The organism is Uruburuella suis (assembly GCF_004341385.1).
In the GTDB taxonomy this organism is placed as follows: domain Bacteria; phylum Pseudomonadota; class Gammaproteobacteria; order Burkholderiales; family Neisseriaceae; genus Neisseria; species Neisseria suis.
Genome location: NZ_SLXE01000011.1, coordinates 20,309 through 41,624 on the forward strand (window position 1 = coordinate 20,309; position 21,316 = coordinate 41,624).

Sequence of the window (21,316 nt, forward strand, 5' to 3'; positions counted from 1 at the left end):
GTCTGAAACATTCAGCCCAGCAAGTCTTGCTGCAAAGTGGTGGCGGCCGGATAACGGAAAGCCACTGGCCCGTTGGGCTCGCCGTGCACAAACTGGTGCACCCAGGGCGAATCGAGCTGGCGCATCTCTTCAGGGCTGCCGGAAAACACCACCTCGCCGTGTGCCAGAAAAATCACTTGGTTCACAATAGCCAGCGATTGCTCGATGTCGTGGCTCACCATCACGCTGGTGGAGCGCAACGCATTATTGATGCGGCTGATTAAATGGGCAATCACGCCCAGCGAAATCGGGTCGAGGCCGGTAAAAGGCTCGTCGTAAAGCATGATTTCCGGGTCGAGCGCGATGGTGCGCGCCAACGCCACCCGCCGCGCCATACCGCCGGATAATTCAGACGGCATCAGCTTTTCCACGCCGCGCAGGCCGACGGCATTTAATTTCAAAATCACCAAATCGCGAATCACTGCTTCGGGCAGCCGGGTTAATTCGCGCATCGGAAAAGCCACGTTGTCAAACACCGACAAATCGGTAAACAGCGCGCCATGCTGAAACAGCACGCCCATGCGGCGGCGGTGTTCGTATAATTCGGCCGCGCTAAATGCGGCCACATCTTTACCCTCTACCAACACCTGCCCCTGCTGCGCCCGCAGCTGGCCGGTAATCAGGCGCATCAGCGTGGTTTTGCCGCTGCCCGAGCCGCCCATAATGGCCGCAAAATTACCCTGGGCAATCTGAAAATTCACATTGCTCAGAATCGGGCGCTCGCCATAGGCAAAAGCCACATCTTTTAATTCGATAAAAGGGGTAGTCATCGGGCGGAATCGGGCGTTCTTCAAAGTGTTGTATTTTAATGGTTTGCTGTGGGTGCCGCAAACGTTCAGACGGCTTTTGCGTGAAAAAATACATCATTGTATGTAAATTGCTGATATTGCTTTATTTCAAGTGCGAGGAAAAAATACCACACTTTTGTGCGAGCCGGCATGAAAAGGTGTAGTAAAATTTCATATGAATAAAACGGCGGTGCTGAAGCATGGCTGAATGGATATGCAATTGAAATAATTGAGGGTTTGTGTTTTCAAGGCTTTGAAAATCAAACAGGCCGTCTGAAAATGCGTTGCTTGGTTTAGCTGCGCTTTCAGACGGCCTGTTTGCTTACTGGGTAACTTTCTGATTATTGGCCGTATTGCCCGAATAGGCAAACAGCGCTTTCAAAGCAAACGCCAATGTTTCCGCATCCACAATGCCGAGCACATGGCGGCTGTCGTAAAGTTGCAGCAGAAACCCCGCCATTTCCTTATTGCTCACTCCCCCATCACCCGAAACGTCAAACTCACCCTCGGCTCGTGCACTTTGGTGCTTTTCATCACTGCGTGCAGCCAATGGCGCTGGGTGTTGCCGCGCATCACAATCAGCTGGCCGTGTTGCAGCAGCATTTCGCGTTTTTCCTGCGTGCGTTTGTGTTTGAAGGCGAATTTGCGGGTGGCGCCGAAGCTCAGCGAGGCGATGGCGCTGCCCGGTGCCAGCTCTTTTTCGTCGTCGCTGTGCCACGCCATGCCTTGTGTGCCGTCTGCATAAAGGTTGAGCAGGCAGGAATTGAACTGCGCGGGGCTGACGGCGGCAAGCTGGGTTTCTACCATTTGTTTGATGTCGAGCAGCAGCGGCTGCCATAAAAGTGCGGTGCGGCGGATGCCGGAATAAGTGTAGGCAAACGCGCGTTCGCCATACCACGCCACTTGGCGCGCGGTGGTGCGGTGTTGGCCGAACACCACCGCTTCATCGTGCCGCCAGTCGATTTCGGCCAGCAAAGTGCGCAGATATGCATCGGCTTGCGCAGACGGGAACACGATGCCGTAGTCGTTTACCGTGCCGTCATAAGGCAGCAGATTATCGCTTGGTTGCGGCGCGAAGCCGAATAAATCCGCCATCATTCTGCCGCCTGTGCCGGTGCCAATTCTTTGGCCAACAAAGCCATTTTGCGGCCGCGTTGCCAGCGGTAGCCGCCGATAATGCCGCTTTCGCGAATCACGCGGTGGCAGGGAATCAGCACCGCCACCGGATTGCTGCCCACCGCACTGCCCACGGCGCGGGCGGCGTTGGTTTGGCCGATGGCCGCGGCGATGCTGCCATAGCTTTTCAGGCAGCCTGAAGGAATCTGCAACAGCGCCTGCCACACTTTAAGCTGAAACGGCGTGCCTTTTAAATGCAGCGGCACCGTGTCGGGCGCGCCCCCGCCAAACACCGCCAAAGCGCGCGCGTGCAAAGGGCTGGCTTGCTGCACCCGCTCGGCAGCGGGATATTCCGCCGCCAAATCGGCCAAAGCCTGCGCGCGCTCGTCGGCAAACGCCATAAAACACACGCCTTTTGCCGTGGCCGCCACCAGCACCTCGCCAAACGGCGTGGGCGCAAACGCATAATCAATGCGCAGGCCGGCGCCGCCGCTTTTGTATTCGCCCGGCGTCATCCCCTCGATGTGCACAAACAAATCATGCAAGCGCCCGCCACCCGAAAGCCCCGCCTGCCACGCCGCCTCCTGCACACTGCCTTGCTGCTGCAACACCTGCTTGGCATGTTTGATGCTGATGTGCTGCAACATCTTTTTCGGGCTCACCCCCGCCCACGCCTGAAACTGGCGCTGCAAATGCGCCGCGCTCACATGCACTTGCGCCGCCACCGCCGCCAACGAAGGCTGCTCCTGCGCGTGGTCGTAAAGGTATTCAATGGCCGCCGCCATGCGGGCAAATTGGATTTGTTCGCTGTTCATCGTGCTGCTCCTGCGGTTTATTTAAAGCCATGCTAAAACAAATTCAAAATAGAAACGACCCGATTCTTGCGGTTTTGAAGAAAATATGGAAATAAGGCCGTCTGAAACCGCACTTTGCTTTAAACAAGTGTTTTCAGACGGCCTTAGTTTTTACTTCTGCATCTTTGCTGAACGGGATAACAAACATTTTTCCGGAGCAATATACTGCCTGCAAAGAGCCGGAAATACCCCGTGCTCATCACACAAGTCCATCGTCAAGGCTTGCAATTTATTTTCCACACAGACAACTGACACTCAATCGCCGCCTTTTCCGATAACGCCCACCCCCTAAAAACGAAATAGCCAGCATCATGCGCACCATACTGCCGCTGTTGCCCGAGCACCAAGAATGTGCCGGGCTGGAGATTGTATGTGTACCGTACCTATTAAGCACAAAACTCACTCCTGTGTTGGTGATCTTTCAGATGGCATTTTGCTTTTGGGCGAGTCAAAAAGAATATCGCTTAAATCTTAGTCAAGAAACAGAATTATTATATTTACATGATGAGATACAAAAAGCAGTATTTATATGAACCAGCATTTATCTATGAAGGCTATTTTCTCCTTGCCAACCCTTGCTTTTTTTAGCAGCGTAATTTTGACCTACCACCGCTTTTTTAATCATTTTTCCAAGACTTGGAGAAAGATGCACTTCTTGATTCCGGTTTAAATTCAGGCGCTTTAATTTTTACTTTCATAGGAAAAGGAAAATCCACACCTAATAATAATGCCTCTCCCTGACCTAAAACAGGCAAGAAAGCCGCAGAACGATTATCTATTGCACCTACTGCTTTTTTAACTATTTCCTGATCTTTCTCATTGGTTAAACGATGAACAATCAAAGTACCTATTTGACTGAGTACATCTTCAGGGATATCTCTTGGACGTTGGGTTGCAATCACAACATTTAAGCCGTATTTCCTACCTTCTTTGGCAATATCGCCAAATGTATTTAAATTCATTTTGTTGATCTCATCACCAATTACTTTATTTAAAAATTGATGTGATTCATCAATAAACACAATTAACGGTTTTTCATGGCTAATCATATTATCTCTTGCACAAGCAAGCAATTTCCGTCCTATTGCATTAACTAACAACTCTCTGGCATTAGCCTCAAATGGCACAGCAGATAAGTCTAATCGAACGACTCCATTTTCAGATTGACAAATTTCATCAATAACAACTGGAATTGTTTTAAGTGTTTCATCACAATCTAACATCCATTGTAAGTGCGAATTATTTTGCATAGCTTTAATTCGGGAAATAAGATTTAAGCAATACCCAATATCATTATCTGCCCTCTTTCCCCATATAGAAGGGTCGGGATTTTGAGATGATCCACCTGTAGGCCATACACATTCCAAAATAATTTGTTCAGCTAAATTTGAAAATTTCCAAGAAATGTTTTGGAAGTTTTGAGTAATGGATTGAACGGCAATCTCAAAAGGCTGTTTTTTTTGTTCAGCTTTTTCTAAATTGCCCGTAGTTTTTATAGATAAATTATGATTAGTTTGGCCTTCGCACTGGGTTACAACTTTCAAGCTGCGGATAGCCTCTTCAAGTTTTGGAGCCTGACTTCCTGCAGATGGTCTAAGCAATGCCCTTATATCTGAGTCAGTAAACATCCAATGTGGATACGCTACTTTATTTTGTTCAGTTGCATCAAGGTGCTCACCTACATAATAGCTATTAGCATAGGAAAGATTAGCATATTCTCCGGTTGCATCCAGTAATAATACTTTTCCACCTTCTTGATGAATATTTTCAATAAGATTTGCCATTGTATAACTTTTGCCACCGCCAGTTGAACCCAAAATAGCACAATGACGAGAAAAAAGTTTTTCTGGTGTTAAATTTATTGTAACGGAGGAATTCCCAGCCATTTCGGCAACTGGAAGTTGAATATTACTATCATAACTATTTATTTTACCTTCAGCTAAAAGTGACACCAATTTGGGATGAGCGGCATAAATTTGTGCGCCTAATTTAGGATATTGTTTAATTCCTTTATGGTTAACACCTGTTTCAACATCCACACTGACCAATAATTGAACCAAACCTATTGGATTATTGGCAAAATAAATATCATCTAGGCCATCAACACTGAGTCTTTCCCCATTTTCTAGCCAAACTTTAATCACTCTTCCCAAAATTGAAGTTTGCCCGCAGTCAATAAAAATAAACTCATTAACTTCACCAATGGGAACACGGCTTCCTAGAAGCCAAACCTGTTCTCCTGTGCCCGCTTTAGTTAAATTAATTTTTGCCTCGGTAGCGGATATTTCCGTTAAACTTCCAATTCTCCGCTTAATATCATGAGGTGAAAACCATACATTCATCATTTGTCCTCTATCATAATTTTTTGAAAGATTTTGAAAATATTTTCTTCTGGTGTTGCCTTATTTCTGTCGGGAAGTTGCTGCACAAAATCAGCAAAACTGCTATCTATAAGTGTGATTCTAGAATCTCCGGCTTTAACAGACTCTATTAAGAGTTTTCGAATTTCTTTATTAAATGAACCCTCTTCATTAAATAAGGAGCGAGTACTGATCATTAACAATAGTTCTGGATTAGTCCTTAGTGCCATTGTGATGGCATTATTGATATGTTTATCATTAAAACCGAAGCCTAAACATAAAATAGCAGTTTTAGGTTTTTGTATCGCTTCCAAAAAACTGGATATCATATCCAAATAAGGAGACTCATAAGATGTTTGATATTTGTTACTGCTAGGATAAATAATAACTGGCTCACCTATTTGTTCATTAGATATTCTTTTGTGAATACCTTGTTCTGTTTTCACCCAGTCTACGGAACCATGAATCTTATAGAGATGGAATACATTAGGCAAATAAGTGCTTGTTTTATCATTGGACTGGACTCTATGTACAATATCATAATGAAACCAAATAGGATTAAATTGATATGGTTGAGAATATTCAAAACCATCAATTACAATCATCCCAATATTGGAAGCTGACGTTTCAAAGGCTAAATCATAATTTGTTGTAAAAACCTTTAACCGCTTTTGTTTAGGTTGTCTTTTTCCCAAGACTCTCAATAATTTATTATGATGCTCCCAGTCTTTATGGCTCTTGATTTTGTTAGTAAAGTCTGTTTCTTCTAATATTCTATTTTTAGCATTTTTAACAAAATTCTCTAATTGCTTTAGTCTGCGTTCAGATAAGCTTCTCAAGGATAAAAATGTATCGCAGCGTGATAAAAGTAATTCAATATCATGGGCTATACATTCATTGCCGTTTTTATCTTTCCATTTTTCAGCAAAATCATCATATTTAGTATAGTTTTTTATATCATCAAATATTTTTTCATCCATTGTGTAACAGGCATGCCAGAGATCAGTCATGCTTGGTGCTACTTTATCACCGGTAGAAATGTTAAATGTTAATGATGTGCCTGAACCTGCCAAAATGATAATATTTTCAGCATCTAAAATTTGATTCAAAGATTTATGTAGTAATGCTTGATATTTTTTTTGTTCGTCATCTTGTTGGTCGGTGAGGTCTAGTTCAACGGGCTCTTTGCTAGAAATATCTGAAGATAAAAATTTAATGCTCATATAACCTCCTAATGTAATTTAAGTATTGAATACTACATATAATTTAGCGTTTGTTAAATAAGAAAATTAATCTGAAGAAATGTCGGAAATTATGAACTTATCAAATAATTAAACCCTCACCAACGCCATCATCCCCTCAAAACGAATACAAAGCCGATTTTCTGCCGGATGCTTCTTCTTTCACGCTTAATATCCCTTTCCCCGCCAATGATTTCGTAAACCGATTGGCAGTAGCGGGCGGAATGCCGGTCAGTTCGGCAAGGCGGCTGTTGCGGAAAACGGGATGGGTAAATACAAAATCAAGCACCGTTAATGAATGTTTGGAGGACAGCGTTTCAGTAAACACGGTTTTCATTCCTTCATATAGCGCATGGATATTTTGGACGATGGCCAGATTATGTACCGCTTGTAAAAAGAAGGCGCACCAATTGTTCCAATTTTACCAATCAAAAATCCATAAAAATGATTAACAAAAAATCTTGTCAATCACCCATGAGGTACAACAATGCTTGTTAATCAATTTAATCTGCTTTTGATTAACAAGGCCGTCTGAAACCGCACTTTGCTTTTCAGACGGCCTCAAGTATATTAAAACAGCGAATTCAAGCATGAAACAAGCATTCAATAAGGAAATCCAATGAAAGTGATGATTTTCGGTGCCAGCGGCATGGTGGGGCAAAGCGTGTTGCGGCAGGCTTTGCAGGCGGATGATGTCGGCGAAGTGGCGGTGGTTGTGCGCAAGCCTTTGTCGCAGCAGCACGCCAAATTGCGGCAGATTATCGCCGCCGATTTGGGCCGTGCTCAAGCCGAGCTGGCGCAGCTGCGCGATTTCGACGGCTGCTTTTACTGCGTCGGCGTTACCTCCGGCGGCATGAACGAAGCCGATTACCGCGCCTTTACCCACGACATGACGCTGGCGGTGGCCGATGCGCTGCTGCCGCACAACCCGAAGCTGCATTTCGTCTATATCTCCGGTGCGGGTGCCGACAGCAGCGAGCAGGGCAAAACCATGTGGGCGCGGGTGCGCGGCACCACTGAAAACGCACTGCTCAAACGCGGCTTTGCGCAGGTAAACAATTTCCGCCCCGCCTTTATCGAGCCCATCGGCGTGCAGTCGCAAACCGCCTCCTACCGCTGGATGTACCGCCTGATGACGCCGTTTTTCCCGCTGATCAATCGCTTCAGCGCCTCCGCCCTCACCAGCGTGCAACTGGGCAACGCCATGCTCAACGCCGTGCGCTTCAACGAAAACCGCCCGGTGCTGGAAGCGGCAGAAATCCGGGCGCTGGGCGAGCGGCGGGCGTGATGTTTATCGCGTATCGCGGTAAAGAAAGGCTGCCTGAAACCGCACTTTCGCTTTAAAACGGGTTTTCAGGCAGCGTAGGATGTGTGGCGCAATCGTGTATATAGAAGCCGTTTAAACCGCATGCGAGGTTGTGTCGCACACGCTACACGCGGTTTAAAATTGATTATTTTTATATCCGTTTTCTTTGATTTCACTATAAAAAGGCCGTCTGAAACCGTTCAGACGGCTATATCGATATCAGCGGCACAGCGGCTTCGGCGCGTTGGCGCTGGGTTTGTTGTGGGACATGGCGCAGGCGAATATTTTTTAATAAAGCAATCATAAGGAGGTTTTATGAACATTCTGATTATCGGCGCCAACGGCCGCGTCGGCTCTCAATTGGCGCAAATATTGGCCGAGCAAGGGCATATTGTGCACGCTGCCGCCCGCCGCGCAAGCCCGGATTGGGCGCACGAAAATATCCGCCATCAAGCGCTCGACCTCACCGCGCCGCTGGCCGACATCAGCCAAATTATTGCCGCCATCCGCCCCGATGCGGTGTATTTCACCGCCGGTTCGCGCGGCAAAAACCTGTTGCAGGTGGATGCGTTTGGCGCGGTGAAAGCCATGCAGGCCGCCAAAGCCAACGGCGTGCAGCGCTTTATCCTGCTCAGCTCGGTGTTTGCCTTGCAGCCCGAGCGTTGGGGCGAAAAATTCCTGGCCGACATCACCGATTATAATATTGCCAAATATTTTGCCGACCACTGGCTGGTGCACAACAGCGGCCTTAACTACACCCTATTGCAGCCCGGCGCTTTGCAGGAAACCGCCGCCAGCGGCAAGATTCAAATCAATGTGGTCGAGCCGCTGCCCAATGCCATCGGCAATGTGGCCGCCACACTGGCCGCCTTGCTGAACGCGCCGAACACCATCGGCAAAGTCATCAGCATGGCTGATGGCAGCACACCAATTGCCACCGCACTTGAGGCCGTCTGAAAGAATTAAATATGAGTATTCAAGCTGTTGAATTGATAAAAGCCTACCGCCTGCTCAATATCGGCGCCACCACCCTGATTTCCGCTAAACACGATGGCGTGGAAAACGTGATGGCTGCTGCTTGGGTTGGCGCACTCGATTACCAGCCGCCCAAAGTCACCGCCGTAATCGACAAAATTGCCTACACCCGCCCGCTGATTGAAAAAAGCGGCTGTTTCGCCATCCAAATTCCCGTGGCTGCGCAAGCCGAACTGGTGCTGGCCATGGGCGAAAGCCGCCACGACCACCCCGACAAACTGGCCAACGTGCCGCTGTTTTACCCGCCCGGCTTCGACATCCCGCTCGTGCAAGGCTGCGCCGCCTGGCTGGTGTGCCGCCTGATTAACGAGCCGCACAACCAGCAGGCGCACGATTTGTTTATCGGCGAAGTGGTGGCCGCATGGGCAGACGAGCGCATTTTCAAACACGGCCATTGGCAGTTTGATAACGCCCCCGATGAATGGCGCACTCTGCATTACGTGGCCGGCGGCCAGTTTTATGCTATCGGCAAGGGATTTAATTTGAAGCAGGGGTCGAATGTGGACGATTGATGACGGATGGCGATGTTGGTTGATAAAAGGCTACCTGAAAATATATTTTGTTTTCAGGTAGCCTTTTATGGGTTTTGGGTTTGCATAGTGTGCGCTTTAGTGAAAATCATCCCTTCAGTAGGTCGGCTTCTTTGTATGTTGTTGCATCAAGGCCGTCTGAAACCGCTTTAAGTGGAAGTACGGTTTCAGACGGCCTTGGTAATTTCCGTCACCAAGCGGTTTAAGCGGGATTCAAGAACGGTTTTATTTTTCAATTCGCACTCCCATATGGTCACCACTTTAAAACCGAGGGCTTGCAATGAGGATTCATTTTTAATATCACGTTGACGGTTTTTCGTAATTTTGTCCTGCCAAAAATCCGTGTTACTTCGCGGAATATGCCCTTTATTGCAAGAATGACCGTGCCAAAAACAACCGTGTATGAATACGACGGTTTTATATTTTGGTAAAACGATATCCGGTTTTCCCGCATAGCGCTTATCGTTTTTCCGGTAACGGAAACCTTGCGAGAAGAGGAATTTTCTGACCAAAATTTCCAATCTGGTTTCTTTACCATGTATTTTCGACATGATTTGGGATCGTTTGTCGGGAGTAAAAATATCAGGCATACGGGCATTTATTCCGGCTCAGAATCCTCTAATCTCCGTTGTAAATGAGACAATAGTCCGAGTGCATCCAAACAGTCTTTTTCCGAAAATAAATTAGAATTTTTTAGATCTTTAATCTCTTCGTGAGCAATCGGGTTCCTACAGCCACTGACAACTCCCATTGAGAGGAATTTTTGTCCGTCTTCTATTGTAGATAATGTATTAGGTGAAAATGGTTGCCCATTAGATTTACAAGTATATTTTTTAGTTACCGTTAGTTTTCTCTTGCTACGGTCGGCTCCAAAGGCTTCACCCATCAATCCATGATCTGATGATTGGCAGCTTCCTGATTTATCTCGGGTATTTGTAATATATCTTTTTACACTTTCTGAAAATGCTTGGTAATAATCTTTTTGTTCATAATATGTTTTAGAAGCATCCTGAATATCAGGATGCAATCCCCGCCAATGGTAGTAAGGATATTCGGGAACCAACCCGTATAATGCCTTAACAACTTCCGCTTGCTGTGGAGCGGTCAATTCGGAGTTTTCGACATGCTCTAAAATTTCTTGCACCGGTTTCTTTATTTCTTCAGGCAGCCTGCTTTGCCAAACTGCCTTATCAATTCCATTATTTTCTTTAATTACTTTGTCTTTTTTCTCCTTTCGCTGTTTTCTCCAATCACGCTCTATGAATGCAACGATTTCAGCTAAAAAAGATCGTAAGTCCGATGTGGTCGGGTGTTTCCAATCCAAAGAAGTCCTATCGGTAGAAATCAAATCTTCATCGTCGTCGTCAATGAAATCGACATTCAGCCAACCGGTAAGATATGAATAAAAATGACTGGATTCACTGTTTCTAAAAAACTCGGGAGCATTTACCATCCGCCCATTTGCAAACAAAGAAATTCCTTTCATATTGTTTTTCAAAGGCTTCTCCGTTGTAATGAATTTTCCTTGAATTAAGCCGCTAAAATCATATTGGTCGGACAATCCGGCGGATTTAACAATTTCAGAATAGTTCCATTCGAATTCCGCTTCAACCGCTTTATATTTCGATTTACTATCGATAATCTGTGGAGCAGAGCCGTTTAAACTTATTTTGATAATGAATCGTTCATCGGGAAAGTCGAATAAGCGTGCCAGATGATTGGCATAGTTATCCAACGGATAGCCTTGCTTTTTTGTTAACTCCGTTAAAACAATGGTTGTACCATTTGGCGCATCAGGGGAATGTTGCCGGACGGATGCAGGTTGATAATCTCCGTCACTCTGAAGAATTTCCGAATAATTCAATGTAAAATCAACTTGCTCTTTATTCTGAACCGTAGATATTTCGATTTTATTTCCCAATCCGAACAAAGCCAGTTTGCCTAAACCTTTCTTACCGGTAGGTTTCCGCCCGCAAGGGGAAGATTGCTTTTCTTTCCGTCTATTTCGACCTATCTTTAAGTAAAAATCATTGACTTCATTGAAGCTCATGCCGATGCCATTATCTCGGATAATAATTTTATGCTCCGGCGTATCAAACAGCTCAACGGATACCTCCGTAGCACATGCGTCATAAGCATTTGCAACCAGCTCGGCAATGGCGGGAACCGTATGCGAATACATTTTTACGCCGAGATGTTCGATAACCGTCGGTTGGAAACTCATTTTTAATTTTTGATCAGGCATATATTTTCCCTATTTGCTATGCTGAGTATTATTTACAATCGCCTCGCCGATTTGCTTTGCATATTTTGGAGGTACGGCATTACCGATTAATCGGGCTATCTTCTCTCTGCCGTTGGCTATAAAAATATATTTTTTTGGAAAAGATTGCAGTGTGGCACCTTCGCGTAAAGATAAAGCCCTATCTTCCTCCGGATGGACGAACCGCCCGTTGGAAATACTAAAAAATTTAGTCGTAATAGTAGGAGAAGGACGATCCCACCACAAACGACCGAAAGTATCCTTAAAACTTTCGTTTTTTCCAATAAAACATTGCAATTGCAATTCCGGATTATCGGCGAATGCCAAACGGTTACCGCCGTCTTTAGGTACCAATTTAATCCGTCGCATATTTATTTCGGAAAGTCCTGCGCAACTATGGATAAAACCACTATTATCTTGATGCCCTGCGGGAATCCGGGGAAATCCGTTTCGTTCGCCCAAAACATCTCTTACCGTTAATATCTTTCCACGCAATTCGATTGGTTCTAGTTTTTTGGAAGTTACTCGATTAGCAATCAACGTAAAGCGTTTACGGCTTTGGGGTACTCCATAATTTTGAGTGTTATGGATGCCGAAATGAACAATATATTCCAGTGATTCCAAAGTTTCTATAAATACATCCAAACCGCTTTCTTTTTGCCTCCGGGCAATCCCTGGGACATTTTCAACAACTACATAGCCGGGTTCGAAATGTTCTATGAACCGTTGGAATTCTTTTAGTAAATTTTTAGATTGTTCGGATTTTTCTTTACTGGTTTGAATGACACTCCAATATTGGCAGGGACTACAACCGATTAGAATCAAATTATCGTCTTTCTTTTGAAGACCTAATGACTCTTCTAAATCTGACTCAGTCAATTTAAAAACATCGGCATGAATAAAACGCGCATCTTTAATATTGGCTTCATAAGTTTCTTTGCAGCTGATTTCATAATCAATCCCCGCCAAAATCCGGATTCCGGCCGATTGCAGTCCATAGCTCATTCCGCCGCCGCCGCAAAAAAAATCAACTGCTTTTAATTGTTTATTTCCCATAATTATTTCAATTAGAATTTTTAAATTTAAATAGCATTAAAATTGTCGGTTGACAATCTATCCATCACAACCGAAGATGCGGTTAATTGTTTTTCATACCGCTCCGCTTATGCATATTTCAAGGGGGTAACGAATAGTCAATGCGGTAACGAATAGTCAATGCGGTATTACCAAATATGATATTTATCCGTTTTTGATATTACAACATCTTAGAGTTGAAGGCAAAAACATCCGTCGGAAATAAAAATAAGTAATTACAATAAGGTATATACATTTTTTGTATATCCGAATGAAAATTGCAATGCCATTTATTCAATTGATAGTGTGTATAACACATTTAAGGCCGTCTGAAACCAAAGTGCGGTTTCAGACGGCCTGAACACATCAAACTCAATCAAAGCAATTGCGTTTTGCGGATATCAGCCAGGGTGGCGGTGCCGGCAAGCTGCATCACCATTTCCAGCTCTTTGTTCAGCAGCTGCAATGTGGCGTTCACGCCTTGGGCGCCGCCGAGTGCCAGGCCGTAGTAGACCGGGCGGCCGAGCCCGACCACGTCGGCGCCGAGCGCCAGCGCTTTGAACACATCTTGGCCGCGGCGGATGCCGCTGTCGAAAATAATCGGCACTTTGCGGTTCACCGCTTTGGCGATTTCCGGCAACACGGTAAAGGTGGCGGGGCTGCCGTCGAGCTGGCGGCCGCCGTGGTTGCTGATCCAGATGGCGGCGGCGCCGGCGCGCAGGGCGGTGAGGGCGTCTTTGGGGTGCGAGATGCCTTTCACAATCACCGGCAGGCCCGATTCTTTGGCCACGAATTTAATCGATTCGGGGTCGATTTTGGTGGCAAACGCCGAATTCAGGGCGTGGATGTCGCCGCCGGCGCCGGAGGAAAGGTTGCCGAAGGGCAGCGGGAAGGTGAATTTGTTGATGGCGTCGGCTTCGCGGTTGCCGGTGGCGGTGGTGTCGACCACCACCACAATGGCCTGATAGCCTGCGGCTTTGGCGCGCCGGATCAGCGAGCGGCTTACGTCTTGATTCTGCATCAGATAGAGTTCAAACCATTTGGGGCCGGTGCTGGCGGCGGCCACTTGCTCCATTGACAGGGTAGATACGGTGCTGAGTGTGAGCAAAGAGCCGGCATCGGCGGTGCCTTTGGCGGTGCCGGCTTCGGCGGTGGGGTGCGCCAGCCCTTGGCCGCCCATCGGACAGACAATCACCGGCGAAGCCAGCGGAATGCCCAGAATGGATGTGCGCATATCCACGGTGTTGTGCCCGGTGAGCACGCGCGGGTAAATTTGGCGGCGCTCAAAGGCGGCGCGGTTTTCTTTGAGCGTCCACTCGTCGCCGGCGCCGCCGGACACATAGCCGAAACCGCCCGCCGGCATCACCATGCGGGCTTGCTCTTCAATGCGCACCAAGTCATACAGCTGCGGCATCGACGCGGGGGTTTTGAGCTGGTAGCTCGGCGGGTAGCTCACCAAAGGCAGGTCTTGCGCCCAAGCGCTGCGCAGAGGCAGCAGGCCGCCGAAAGCCGCGGCAACGGAAGTGGCGGCCACGGATTTGAGCAAGGTGCGGCGTGAGGGATGGGTGATACTGTCCATACGGATTCTCCTTATTGATTGAATGCGGTGATGCCGGGCATGCTGCGCCGGCGCTTGTGCGGCAGCATCACTCATCGGCTTTGGATTCAATTGAATGGTAATGATGCTCGAATCAGTATAGCGGCGCTTTTTTGATTTGCAAACAGGTGAGGACGGGTGGAAACGGCTTTAAAACCAAAGGTGATGAGGCGGGTGAAATATTGGTGCAATAAAATGATTTTTAGGGTTTGAATCGTCAAACCCAAGGCCGTCTGAAACCCTTTCAGACGGCCTTTGTTCAGCTGAAATAAGCCGCTTTAAAACATGCTGTTTGAATTGGCCGATTGCGCGGGGATGGCTTGCACCACATCCCAGTGTTCCACGATTTTGCCGTTGCTGTCGACGCGGAAAATATCCACCAGCGCGGTGCCGCGGTCTTGCGGATTATTTTGGCTGAACACATGCAGCGCCACCAAATCGCCCTCGGCTATCACTTGTTTGACTTGACTGCGCCGCTGCGGGTTGGCCTGCAGAATTTTGGCAAAGGTATTGATAAACGCCTGCGCGCCATCGCCTACATTGGGGTTGTGCTGGATATATTGGCTGCCGACATGCTTGTCGACCGCTTCTTGCAGCTTGTGCTGATTAAAGGCCAGTTCGTAAAAATCAAGCACCACGGCCTTATTGCGCTCAATCTGGCTTTGCGCTTGCACGGCGGCGCGGGTTTGGGGGCCGGCATGGCTGGTGCAGGCGGCGGTGAGCACGGTGGTGGCGGTCACGGCGGCAATCATTAATTTTTTCATATCGGCTCCGGTTGTGGTTGATTGAGGCCGTCTGAAAACAAAATTTCAGGCAGCCTGTGTTGATTATACTGATACTTCAGCCACGGTAAAGCGTTGGAATAAATGCGCTTTTTTCTCGGCATCGTCGGCAATGGCTTTGGCCAAATCGTCCACATGAATACCGGCGGGGGCGGCGCCGCTCATTAATACATCGTCTTGGCCGAAGCGGTATTTGCCTTTGGGCTCAAACGGGCTGCCTTCGTAAAACATTGCCGGCGGGCTGATAAACGCCCAGTTTACATCGCGGCGGGGGCGCAAGTCGGTGAGCAGATTGCGGGCGGCGTTGGCGCCGGCAAAAATTTCTTGCGGAAACTCGGGCGTGTCGATTAATTGCAGGCCGGGGGCGACATAGAGGCTGCCTGCACCGCCCACCACCAGCAAATAAGGCACGGCAGCGGCTTGGGCGGCTTCGGTAATCGCCGCGGCGCCTTTGGCAAAGTCGGCGCCGATATTGGGGTTGTTCCAGCCGGGGTTGAACGCGCTCACCACCGCATCGAAGCCTTGCAGTTTGTCGGCGAAGTCGGCGGCGTTCACATCGGCAGCCACGGCGGTTACATTGTCGGCGGCAAACACTTTATCGATGTTGCGGGCAAATGCGGTCACTTTATGGCCGCGGGCGGCCAGCTCTTTCACTACGGCATTGCCCACATAGCCGGTGGCGCCAATCACAGCGATTTTCATATCAAGCTCCTTGTTTGTGTTTCGATTAATACCCATTCTAAAAATAATATACAAACAGGCAGCCCGTAGGTCGGATTCTTGAATCCGACACTTGTTCGCAGAACAAGGCATGCACATTGCTTTGGCCGATGGCCAAACGTCGGATTCGAGAATCCGACCTACGCGGATGGTGCGATCGAACTGCTTTTATTTTGTAAGGTTATTTTTTTAATGGGTATATATATAAGATGGAGTGCAGTATAAGGCCGTCTGAAGCGCTTGATAATCCGTGGTTTGCTGTTTATATTATTAAGCTTGGCTTAATAAAGGCTACCTGAAATGCAAGAAATCAAACCGCTATTGGTTTTCGCCGCCGTGCTCGAACACGGCAGCATGAACGCCGCCGCTGCTGCGCTGGGCATGACGCCTTCCGCCGTGAGCCAGCATATTTCGCGGCTGGAGGCGCAACACGGCGTGAAGCTGCTGCACCGCTCCACCCGCCGCCTCACCCCCACCGATGCGGGGCAGGCCTTGGCGCAATATTGTTTGCGTCTGCGCCACACGCTGGCCGACACCTTGCAAGCGCTCGATAATCTGAAAACCGAAGCCGCTGGCGATTTAAACATTGCGCTGCCTTCCGGCATGGCACACGCGCCGCCGTTTCAGGTAGCCTTGCAGCAGCTGCAACAGCACTATCCCGCCATTCGCCCGCAACTTTATTTCAGCGACAGCTTGGCCGATTTAAAGCAAGGCGATATCGACATCGCCCTGCGCGGCGGCAACCACGCGCTGGATGCGCCCGACTTGGTGGCGCGCCCGCTGGCCACATGGCATTGGCAAATCGTGGCCGCCCCCGCTTATCTGGCCGCACGCGCGCCGATCGACTCGCCGCACCAATTGGCCGAACAACAATGGCTGCATTATCTGCCGATACACGCCATCTTGCTGCGCGGCGAAGAGCGCCATGTGCTGGAAATCGAGCGCAGCATGTTGTGCAGCCAGCTCGCCGCCGTGAGCACGCTCACCCAAGCCGGTTTGGGCTTGTCGATGCAGTTGAGCGGCGAAACCGCCGCCCTGATTGCCCAAGGCCGCTTGTGCGCGGTGCTGCCCGATTGGACGCTGCCCTCGGTGCGCATCTATGCGGTGACGCCGCACCGGGTGCAGTCGGCCAAAACCGAAGCGGCGTTGAGGGTTTTGCAGCGTTGTTTTGCTGTTGATTTATAATCTTTTATGTCCACAAACCAAGAGGCCGTCTGAAAAAGATTCAGACGGCCTCTTGGTTTGAACAAACCCTAAGCGGCTTCCCAATAATCAATATAAAGCTGCAATTCGATATTGTTGCGCCATTCGTTGGCCACGGGGCGGTAAACGGTGCGGATGCGCGCTGGAATTTCATCGGTGCAGCGCCAAAACATGGCTTCGAATTCGCGCCCTTCTTTTTGCAGCCACACTTTTTTGTGGTTCACGCCCATGGCCTGCTGGCGGATGACGGCGAATTCGTCGGTGAAGCTCGGCGGCGCAAAGCCTTGCCCCCACACCTGCATGGCCAGGTGCTGGGCTTGCGCCAAGGTGATGTCGGCGGCGCTCAGGCTGCCGTCGGTGAGGTAGGTTTGCGCCAAATCATCGGCGCACACCAATTCGCGCACGGTGTGTTCGAAGGCCGTCTGAAACGCATCGAGTTGCTGCGCCATAATGCTCAAGCCCGCGGCCATGGCGTGGCCGCCGAATTTGAGAATCAGGCCGGGGTGGCGCTTGGCCACCAAATCGAGCGCATCGCGCAGGTGCAGGCCGGGAATGGAGCGGCCGGAGCCGCGCACTTCGCCATTGTCGGCCGGGGCGAACACAATGGTGGGGCGGTAGAAACGCTCTTTCAGGCGGCTGGCCACGATGCCCACCACGCCTTGGTGGAAATCTTCGCGAAAAGCCACCAGCGTGGTTTGCGTTGCGCCCAGCTGTTCGGGAAAAGCGGCCAGCGCGTCGTGCAACATTGATTGCTCGATTTCGCGCCGCTCGATATTCAGGTGGTTGAGCTGTTCGGCCAAGGCGAGGGCATCGGCTTCGTGTTCGGCCAAAAGGCAGGCGATGCCCACCGACATATCGTCGAGACGGCCGGCGGCATTGATGCGCGGCCCCAGAGCAAAGCCCATATCGAAAGGCTGCGCTTTGCGCCAATCGCGCTTGGCCACTTGGAAAAGCGCGCGGATGCCGGGGCGCATATTGCCCGCGCGCATACGCTTGAGCCCTTGCGACACCAAAATGCGGTTGTTGTGATCGAGCGCCACCACATCGGCCACGGTGCCCAGCGCCACCAAATCGAGCAGGCTGCCCAAATTCGGCTCGGCCAAGCCGTTTGAAAAGCCGCCGCGTGCGCGCAAATCGGCGCGCAAAGCCATCAGCACATAAAAAATTACCCCCACGCCGGCCAGATTTTTGCTCTCAAAGCCGCAGCCGGCTTGGTTGGGGTTGACAATAATGCAGTCGGGCACGGTGTCGGCGGGCAAATGGTGGTCGGTGATAATCACCTCCAGCCCCAAGGCCTGCGCCCGCGCCACGCCGGCGAGGCTGGCAATGCCGTTGTCTACCGTGAGCAAAATTTGCGCACCGCGCGCCGCCGCCATGTCGGCCAGCTCGGGTGTGAGGCCGTAGCCGTGCTCGAAGCGGTTGGGCACCAGAAAATCCACCGCCGCGCCCATACTTTGCAGGCCTTTCATGCCCACGGCGCAGGCGGTGGCGCCATCGGCATCGTAATCGGCCACAATCAAAATGTTTTCCCGCGCCAGCACCGCATCGGCCAGCCGCGCGGCCGCTTCGGCGCAGCCTTTGAGGCTTTGGTGCGGCAAAAGGCCGGCGAGCTTGTCTTGCAATTCGGCCGGCGATGCCACGGCGCGTGCGGCACACAGGCGCGCCAGCAGCGGGTCGGCTCCGGCGGCAATGAGGCTTTGGCAGGTGTCGGGGTTGTAGGCGCGGGTTTGGATTTTGGCAGACATGGCGTTCAGATGCGGCGGGAAAGGCGCTATTGTAACGCTAAACGGCGGCCCGGGGTTTGTCCGCCTTTCATTTTGCGGCAAGTGTTGGCGTAAAAACGCGCCGTCTGCGTTGGAGCCGTCTGCGTTGGAAATGCGCGCAAGGCGGCCAAACCTTGCTGTGTTTTCTGCCTTGCAAACACGTTTCGGTATTCAACATCTTATTAAAGACACAGGCCGTCTGAAAAAACCGGCAAAAGCCTTTCAGACGGCCTGATGTATTTTATAATCCGGTTTTTATTATTCCGATGGAATTGAATCATGTTGCGCCGAGTCATGTTGTGCTGTGTGTTGTTGTGCGCCCAGGCCGCTTTTGCGCTGGATTTCGGCCGCATGCGCGCCGATGAAGTGGCGGTGTATGTGCAGGATATGCAAAGCGGGCAGGTGCTGGTGTCGCACCGCGCCGATGCCGCGATGAATCCGGCTTCGGTGATGAAACTCGTTACCACTTTTGCCGCTTTGCGCACGCTGGGCGACGATTACCGCTGGCTCACGCAATGGAAATCCGCCGCGCCGGTGAGCGGCCACACGCTGGCCGGCGACATTTATTGGGTGGGCAGCGGCAACCCGGTGCTGGATCAAAACGATTTGCTCGATATGCAGCAGCAATTGCGCGATCAGGGCATACGCAAAATCAGCGGCCGGCTGGTGCTCGATAGCAGCGTGTGGCCGGATTCGGGCAGCGCCGAGGGCTTTGGCGACGATGCCGGCGAGGCTTTTGCCACGCCGCCCAGCCCGCATATGCTGGCCTATAAAGTGGTGTGGGCCCGGCCCGAGCGCAATGCTGATGGCGAAGTGGTGATGGCGCTCAACCCGCCGCTGCCCGATGTGGCTCAGGAAAACCGGCTCAGCGCCTATGCCGGCGCGGCGGCCTGCCCCTCGCTGAAGCCTTATGTGGCGGCGAAATATGCCGACGGCGTGCTGTCGTTTCGCGGGCGGCTGCCCGAGAGCTGCTTGGGGCAGGAAATGTTTGTCAACATGCTCGATGCGCCCGATTTTGCCGCCCGCAGCTTTATCAACCATTGGCGCGCATCCGGCGGCGAAATTGCCGATGGCGCAGGCGCAGGCCGCGCACCGGCGCAAGCGGCCACCTTGGCGGCCAACCAATCCAAGCCCTTGGCGGCTGTGTTGGCCGACATGAATAAAGAGTCTAACAATGTGATTGCCCGCAGCGTGTATCTGGCTTTGGGCGAGCAGGCTGCGCGCGGGCGCAAGGGCACGCAAAACGCCGAAGCCGCCGTGCGGCGCGCGCTGCGCTCGGCCGAGCTGGATGATGAAACGCTGGTGTTGGAAAACGGCTCGGGTTTGTCGCGGCGCGAGCGCGTGAGTGCACGTTTTCTCGGCGAAATGCTGGCCGCCGCCCGCCGCAGCCCGTTTCAGACGGCCTTTACCGACAGCCTGCCGATTGCCGGCAACGACGGCACACTGAAAAAGCGTTTCCAAAACATCGGCAGCCCCTTGCGCCTGAAAACCGGCACGCTCAAAAACGTGCGCGCGCTGGCCGGCTATTGGCTGCCCGAAGCGCCGCAACACCCGCTGGCCATTGTGGTGCTGCTCAACAGCGAGCAATCGGGCGCTTATCTGCCCGATTTGGATAAGCTCGTGATGCAGCTTTTGCCTGCTGCCGCAGAAGCAAACCGCCGGCCGGATTCGCCGTGAAACGATGTATATCAACGAAGGCCGTCTGAAACATAGGTTTCAGACGGCCTTTTTCCAAACTTGCCGCAAACGCATGCGCACAAGATTGATACTTAAATCACGCCTGCGCTTTTGCACAACCCGCCATCAACCGCGCCGCGGAAAAAACTGCACCGCGCTTTCGCCCTCGGGCAGCAGCAGCTTTTTCACCGCATGGCCGTGTATGGTTTCCAACGTGATTTCCACAGGTTTGCCGCTTTGCCACATTTGGTTGATCACGGTGCGGGCGGCGGCTTCGTCGCTCAATTGCAGCGCCTGCCACAAGCCTAAGGTTTCCATGTCTTGCCAAAAGGTTGCGGCGGCGCGATAGCTCAGCGAGAGCTTGGCGGTGTCCATCACCGGGTCGTAAAAGCCGTGGTGGAAAAGCATATCGCCCAAATCGTGCATATCAATCAAGGTGGGTGCGCGGCAGTCGATGCCCTCGGCATTTAAGCGGCCGATTAAATCTTGCAGGCTGTCGATGCCGAAATGGGTGAAAAACAGCAAACCGTCGGTTTTGAGGTGGCGCGCCCAGTTGTCAAACACAGCCGGCAAATCGTCGGCGGTGATCAGGCTCAAATTGGCCCACAGCATATCGGCAGCGGCTTCGGGTAGCGGCTCGGCCAAGCTTTGCTGATGCTGCGGCACGATTTTGCCGGTGAGCTTTTGCCACAAGCCGCTTTTGCGCGCAGCGGCGGCAGCGGCGAGAAAGTCGGCGCGCGGGTCGTATTCGGCAAACGCGGCTTGCGGATAGCGTGCGGCCAGCAGGCTGCGGCTGATGTCGGCATCGGCGCCGATGAGTGTGATGCGCTCGGGCGTGCGCGTGAGGATTTGCAGGCGCTCATCGGCGTTTTGGGCTAAGTGGTGATGGATTTGCCAGCGCTCGGGTGTGTTCATTGGTTCACGCTTTGTCTGTAAAAAATAAATCGGTTTTCAGACGGCCTGCCGCT

At 50.8% G+C, this 21,316-nt stretch carries 21 protein-coding genes; 6 read left to right on the forward strand and 15 right to left on the reverse strand.

Translation table 11 applies throughout. From position 1 onward, the window contains the following. Positions 1–11 precede the first annotated feature (11 nt). From EV680_RS05370 to EV680_RS05380, 4 genes are all read right to left on the reverse strand, one after another. Positions 12–809: an ABC transporter ATP-binding protein gene (locus EV680_RS05370; RefSeq protein WP_132953718.1), complete on the reverse strand. Its 798-nt coding sequence runs from the start codon at positions 807–809 to the stop codon at positions 12–14. A gap of 340 nt (positions 810–1,149) precedes the next feature. After that, positions 1,150–1,287, reverse strand: a complete 138-nt coding sequence (locus EV680_RS11920) for a hypothetical protein (protein WP_165870913.1) — start codon at positions 1,285–1,287, stop codon at positions 1,150–1,152. Positions 1,288–1,298: 11 nt separating this feature from the next. Next, entirely contained in the window at positions 1,299–1,925 is a 627-nt protein-coding gene (locus tag EV680_RS05375; RefSeq protein WP_132953719.1) for an alpha-ketoglutarate-dependent dioxygenase AlkB family protein, read from the reverse strand. After that, a complete protein-coding gene (locus tag EV680_RS05380; RefSeq protein ID WP_132953720.1) occupies positions 1,922–2,758 on the reverse strand; it encodes a bifunctional transcriptional activator/DNA repair enzyme AdaA in 837 nt (278 codons plus the stop codon). Before EV680_RS05380 ends, EV680_RS05375 begins: the two co-directional genes overlap by 4 nt. Positions 2,759–3,108: 350 nt before the next feature. Between EV680_RS05380 and EV680_RS05385 the strand changes: the two genes are divergently transcribed. Further along, positions 3,109–3,330 (forward strand): hypothetical protein, encoded by a 222-nt coding sequence (locus EV680_RS05385; RefSeq protein ID WP_132953721.1) that lies wholly within the window; start codon positions 3,109–3,111, stop codon positions 3,328–3,330. A gap of 84 nt (positions 3,331–3,414) precedes the next feature. On the opposite strand, the gene EV680_RS05390 is transcribed toward EV680_RS05385, so the two are convergent. The 3 genes from EV680_RS05390 to EV680_RS12010 form a co-directional block, all read right to left on the reverse strand. After that, a complete protein-coding gene (locus EV680_RS05390) occupies positions 3,415–5,142 on the reverse strand; it encodes an ATP-binding protein (protein ID WP_165870914.1) in 1,728 nt (575 codons plus the stop codon). Beyond that, on the reverse strand, positions 5,139–6,380 hold the full coding sequence (locus EV680_RS05395) for an SIR2 family protein (RefSeq protein WP_132953722.1): 1,242 nt from the start codon (positions 6,378–6,380) through the stop codon (positions 5,139–5,141). Before EV680_RS05395 ends, EV680_RS05390 begins: the two co-directional genes overlap by 4 nt. A gap of 136 nt (positions 6,381–6,516) precedes the next feature. Beyond that, on the reverse strand, positions 6,517–6,726 hold the full coding sequence (locus EV680_RS12010) for a helix-turn-helix domain-containing protein (RefSeq protein WP_207894291.1): 210 nt from the start codon (positions 6,724–6,726) through the stop codon (positions 6,517–6,519). Between the two features lie 291 nt (positions 6,727–7,017). Here EV680_RS12010 and EV680_RS05405 point away from each other — a divergent pair, with 291 nt between their 5' ends. The 3 genes from EV680_RS05405 to EV680_RS05415 all read left to right on the forward strand — a co-directional run bounded on the left by EV680_RS05405 (position 7,018) and on the right by EV680_RS05415 (position 9,251). Further along, complete coding sequence (locus tag EV680_RS05405) at positions 7,018–7,686, forward strand: NAD(P)H-binding protein (protein WP_132953723.1); 669 nt, start codon at positions 7,018–7,020, stop codon at positions 7,684–7,686. A gap of 333 nt (positions 7,687–8,019) precedes the next feature. Beyond that, complete coding sequence (locus tag EV680_RS05410; RefSeq protein WP_132953724.1) at positions 8,020–8,661, forward strand: NAD(P)H-binding protein; 642 nt, start codon at positions 8,020–8,022, stop codon at positions 8,659–8,661. 11 nt (positions 8,662–8,672) lie between these two features. Beyond that, positions 8,673–9,251: a flavin reductase family protein gene (locus EV680_RS05415; protein ID WP_132953725.1), complete on the forward strand. Its 579-nt coding sequence runs from the start codon at positions 8,673–8,675 to the stop codon at positions 9,249–9,251. Positions 9,252–9,436: 185 nt separating this feature from the next. On the opposite strand, the gene EV680_RS05420 is transcribed toward EV680_RS05415, so the two are convergent. The 6 genes from EV680_RS05420 to EV680_RS05445 form a co-directional block, all read right to left on the reverse strand. Continuing rightward, entirely contained in the window at positions 9,437–9,859 is a 423-nt protein-coding gene (locus tag EV680_RS05420) for a very short patch repair endonuclease (protein ID WP_132953726.1), read from the reverse strand. 8 nt (positions 9,860–9,867) lie between these two features. Next, the gene (locus tag EV680_RS05425) at positions 9,868–11,514 is read right to left on the reverse strand and encodes a TIGR02391 family protein (RefSeq protein ID WP_132953727.1); all 1,647 of its coding nucleotides are present in this window, start codon (positions 11,512–11,514) and stop codon (positions 9,868–9,870) included. A 9-nt stretch (positions 11,515–11,523) separates the two neighbouring features. Then, positions 11,524–12,588 carry a DNA cytosine methyltransferase gene (locus EV680_RS05430; RefSeq protein ID WP_132953728.1) on the reverse strand — a complete coding sequence of 355 codons (1,065 nt, stop codon included), beginning with the start codon at positions 12,586–12,588 and terminating at the stop codon, positions 11,524–11,526. Positions 12,589–12,982: 394 nt separating this feature from the next. Continuing rightward, a complete protein-coding gene (locus tag EV680_RS05435) occupies positions 12,983–14,185 on the reverse strand; it encodes an alpha-hydroxy-acid oxidizing protein (protein WP_132953729.1) in 1,203 nt (400 codons plus the stop codon). Between the two features lie 296 nt (positions 14,186–14,481). Further along, positions 14,482–14,967: a nuclear transport factor 2 family protein gene (locus EV680_RS05440; protein WP_132953730.1), complete on the reverse strand. Its 486-nt coding sequence runs from the start codon at positions 14,965–14,967 to the stop codon at positions 14,482–14,484. 63 nt (positions 14,968–15,030) lie between these two features. Beyond that, on the reverse strand, positions 15,031–15,687 hold the full coding sequence (locus EV680_RS05445; protein ID WP_132953731.1) for an NAD(P)-dependent oxidoreductase: 657 nt from the start codon (positions 15,685–15,687) through the stop codon (positions 15,031–15,033). 318 nt (positions 15,688–16,005) lie between these two features. Between EV680_RS05445 and EV680_RS05450 the strand changes: the two genes are divergently transcribed. Beyond that, entirely contained in the window at positions 16,006–16,890 is an 885-nt protein-coding gene (locus EV680_RS05450; protein ID WP_132953732.1) for a LysR family transcriptional regulator, read from the forward strand. A gap of 68 nt (positions 16,891–16,958) precedes the next feature. On the opposite strand, the gene recJ is transcribed toward EV680_RS05450, so the two are convergent. Beyond that, positions 16,959–18,653: a single-stranded-DNA-specific exonuclease RecJ gene (gene recJ / locus EV680_RS05455; RefSeq protein WP_132953733.1), complete on the reverse strand. Its 1,695-nt coding sequence runs from the start codon at positions 18,651–18,653 to the stop codon at positions 16,959–16,961. A 297-nt stretch (positions 18,654–18,950) separates the two neighbouring features. On the opposite strand from recJ, the gene dacB reads away from it, so the two are divergent. Beyond that, positions 18,951–20,348 (forward strand): D-alanyl-D-alanine carboxypeptidase/D-alanyl-D-alanine endopeptidase, encoded by a 1,398-nt coding sequence (gene dacB / locus EV680_RS05460; protein WP_132953734.1) that lies wholly within the window; start codon positions 18,951–18,953, stop codon positions 20,346–20,348. A gap of 126 nt (positions 20,349–20,474) precedes the next feature. Here the strand turns inward: dacB and EV680_RS05465 are convergent, their stop codons facing one another. Continuing rightward, positions 20,475–21,263 (reverse strand): class I SAM-dependent methyltransferase, encoded by a 789-nt coding sequence (locus EV680_RS05465; RefSeq protein WP_132953735.1) that lies wholly within the window; start codon positions 21,261–21,263, stop codon positions 20,475–20,477. Positions 21,264–21,316: the final 53 nt, after the last annotated feature.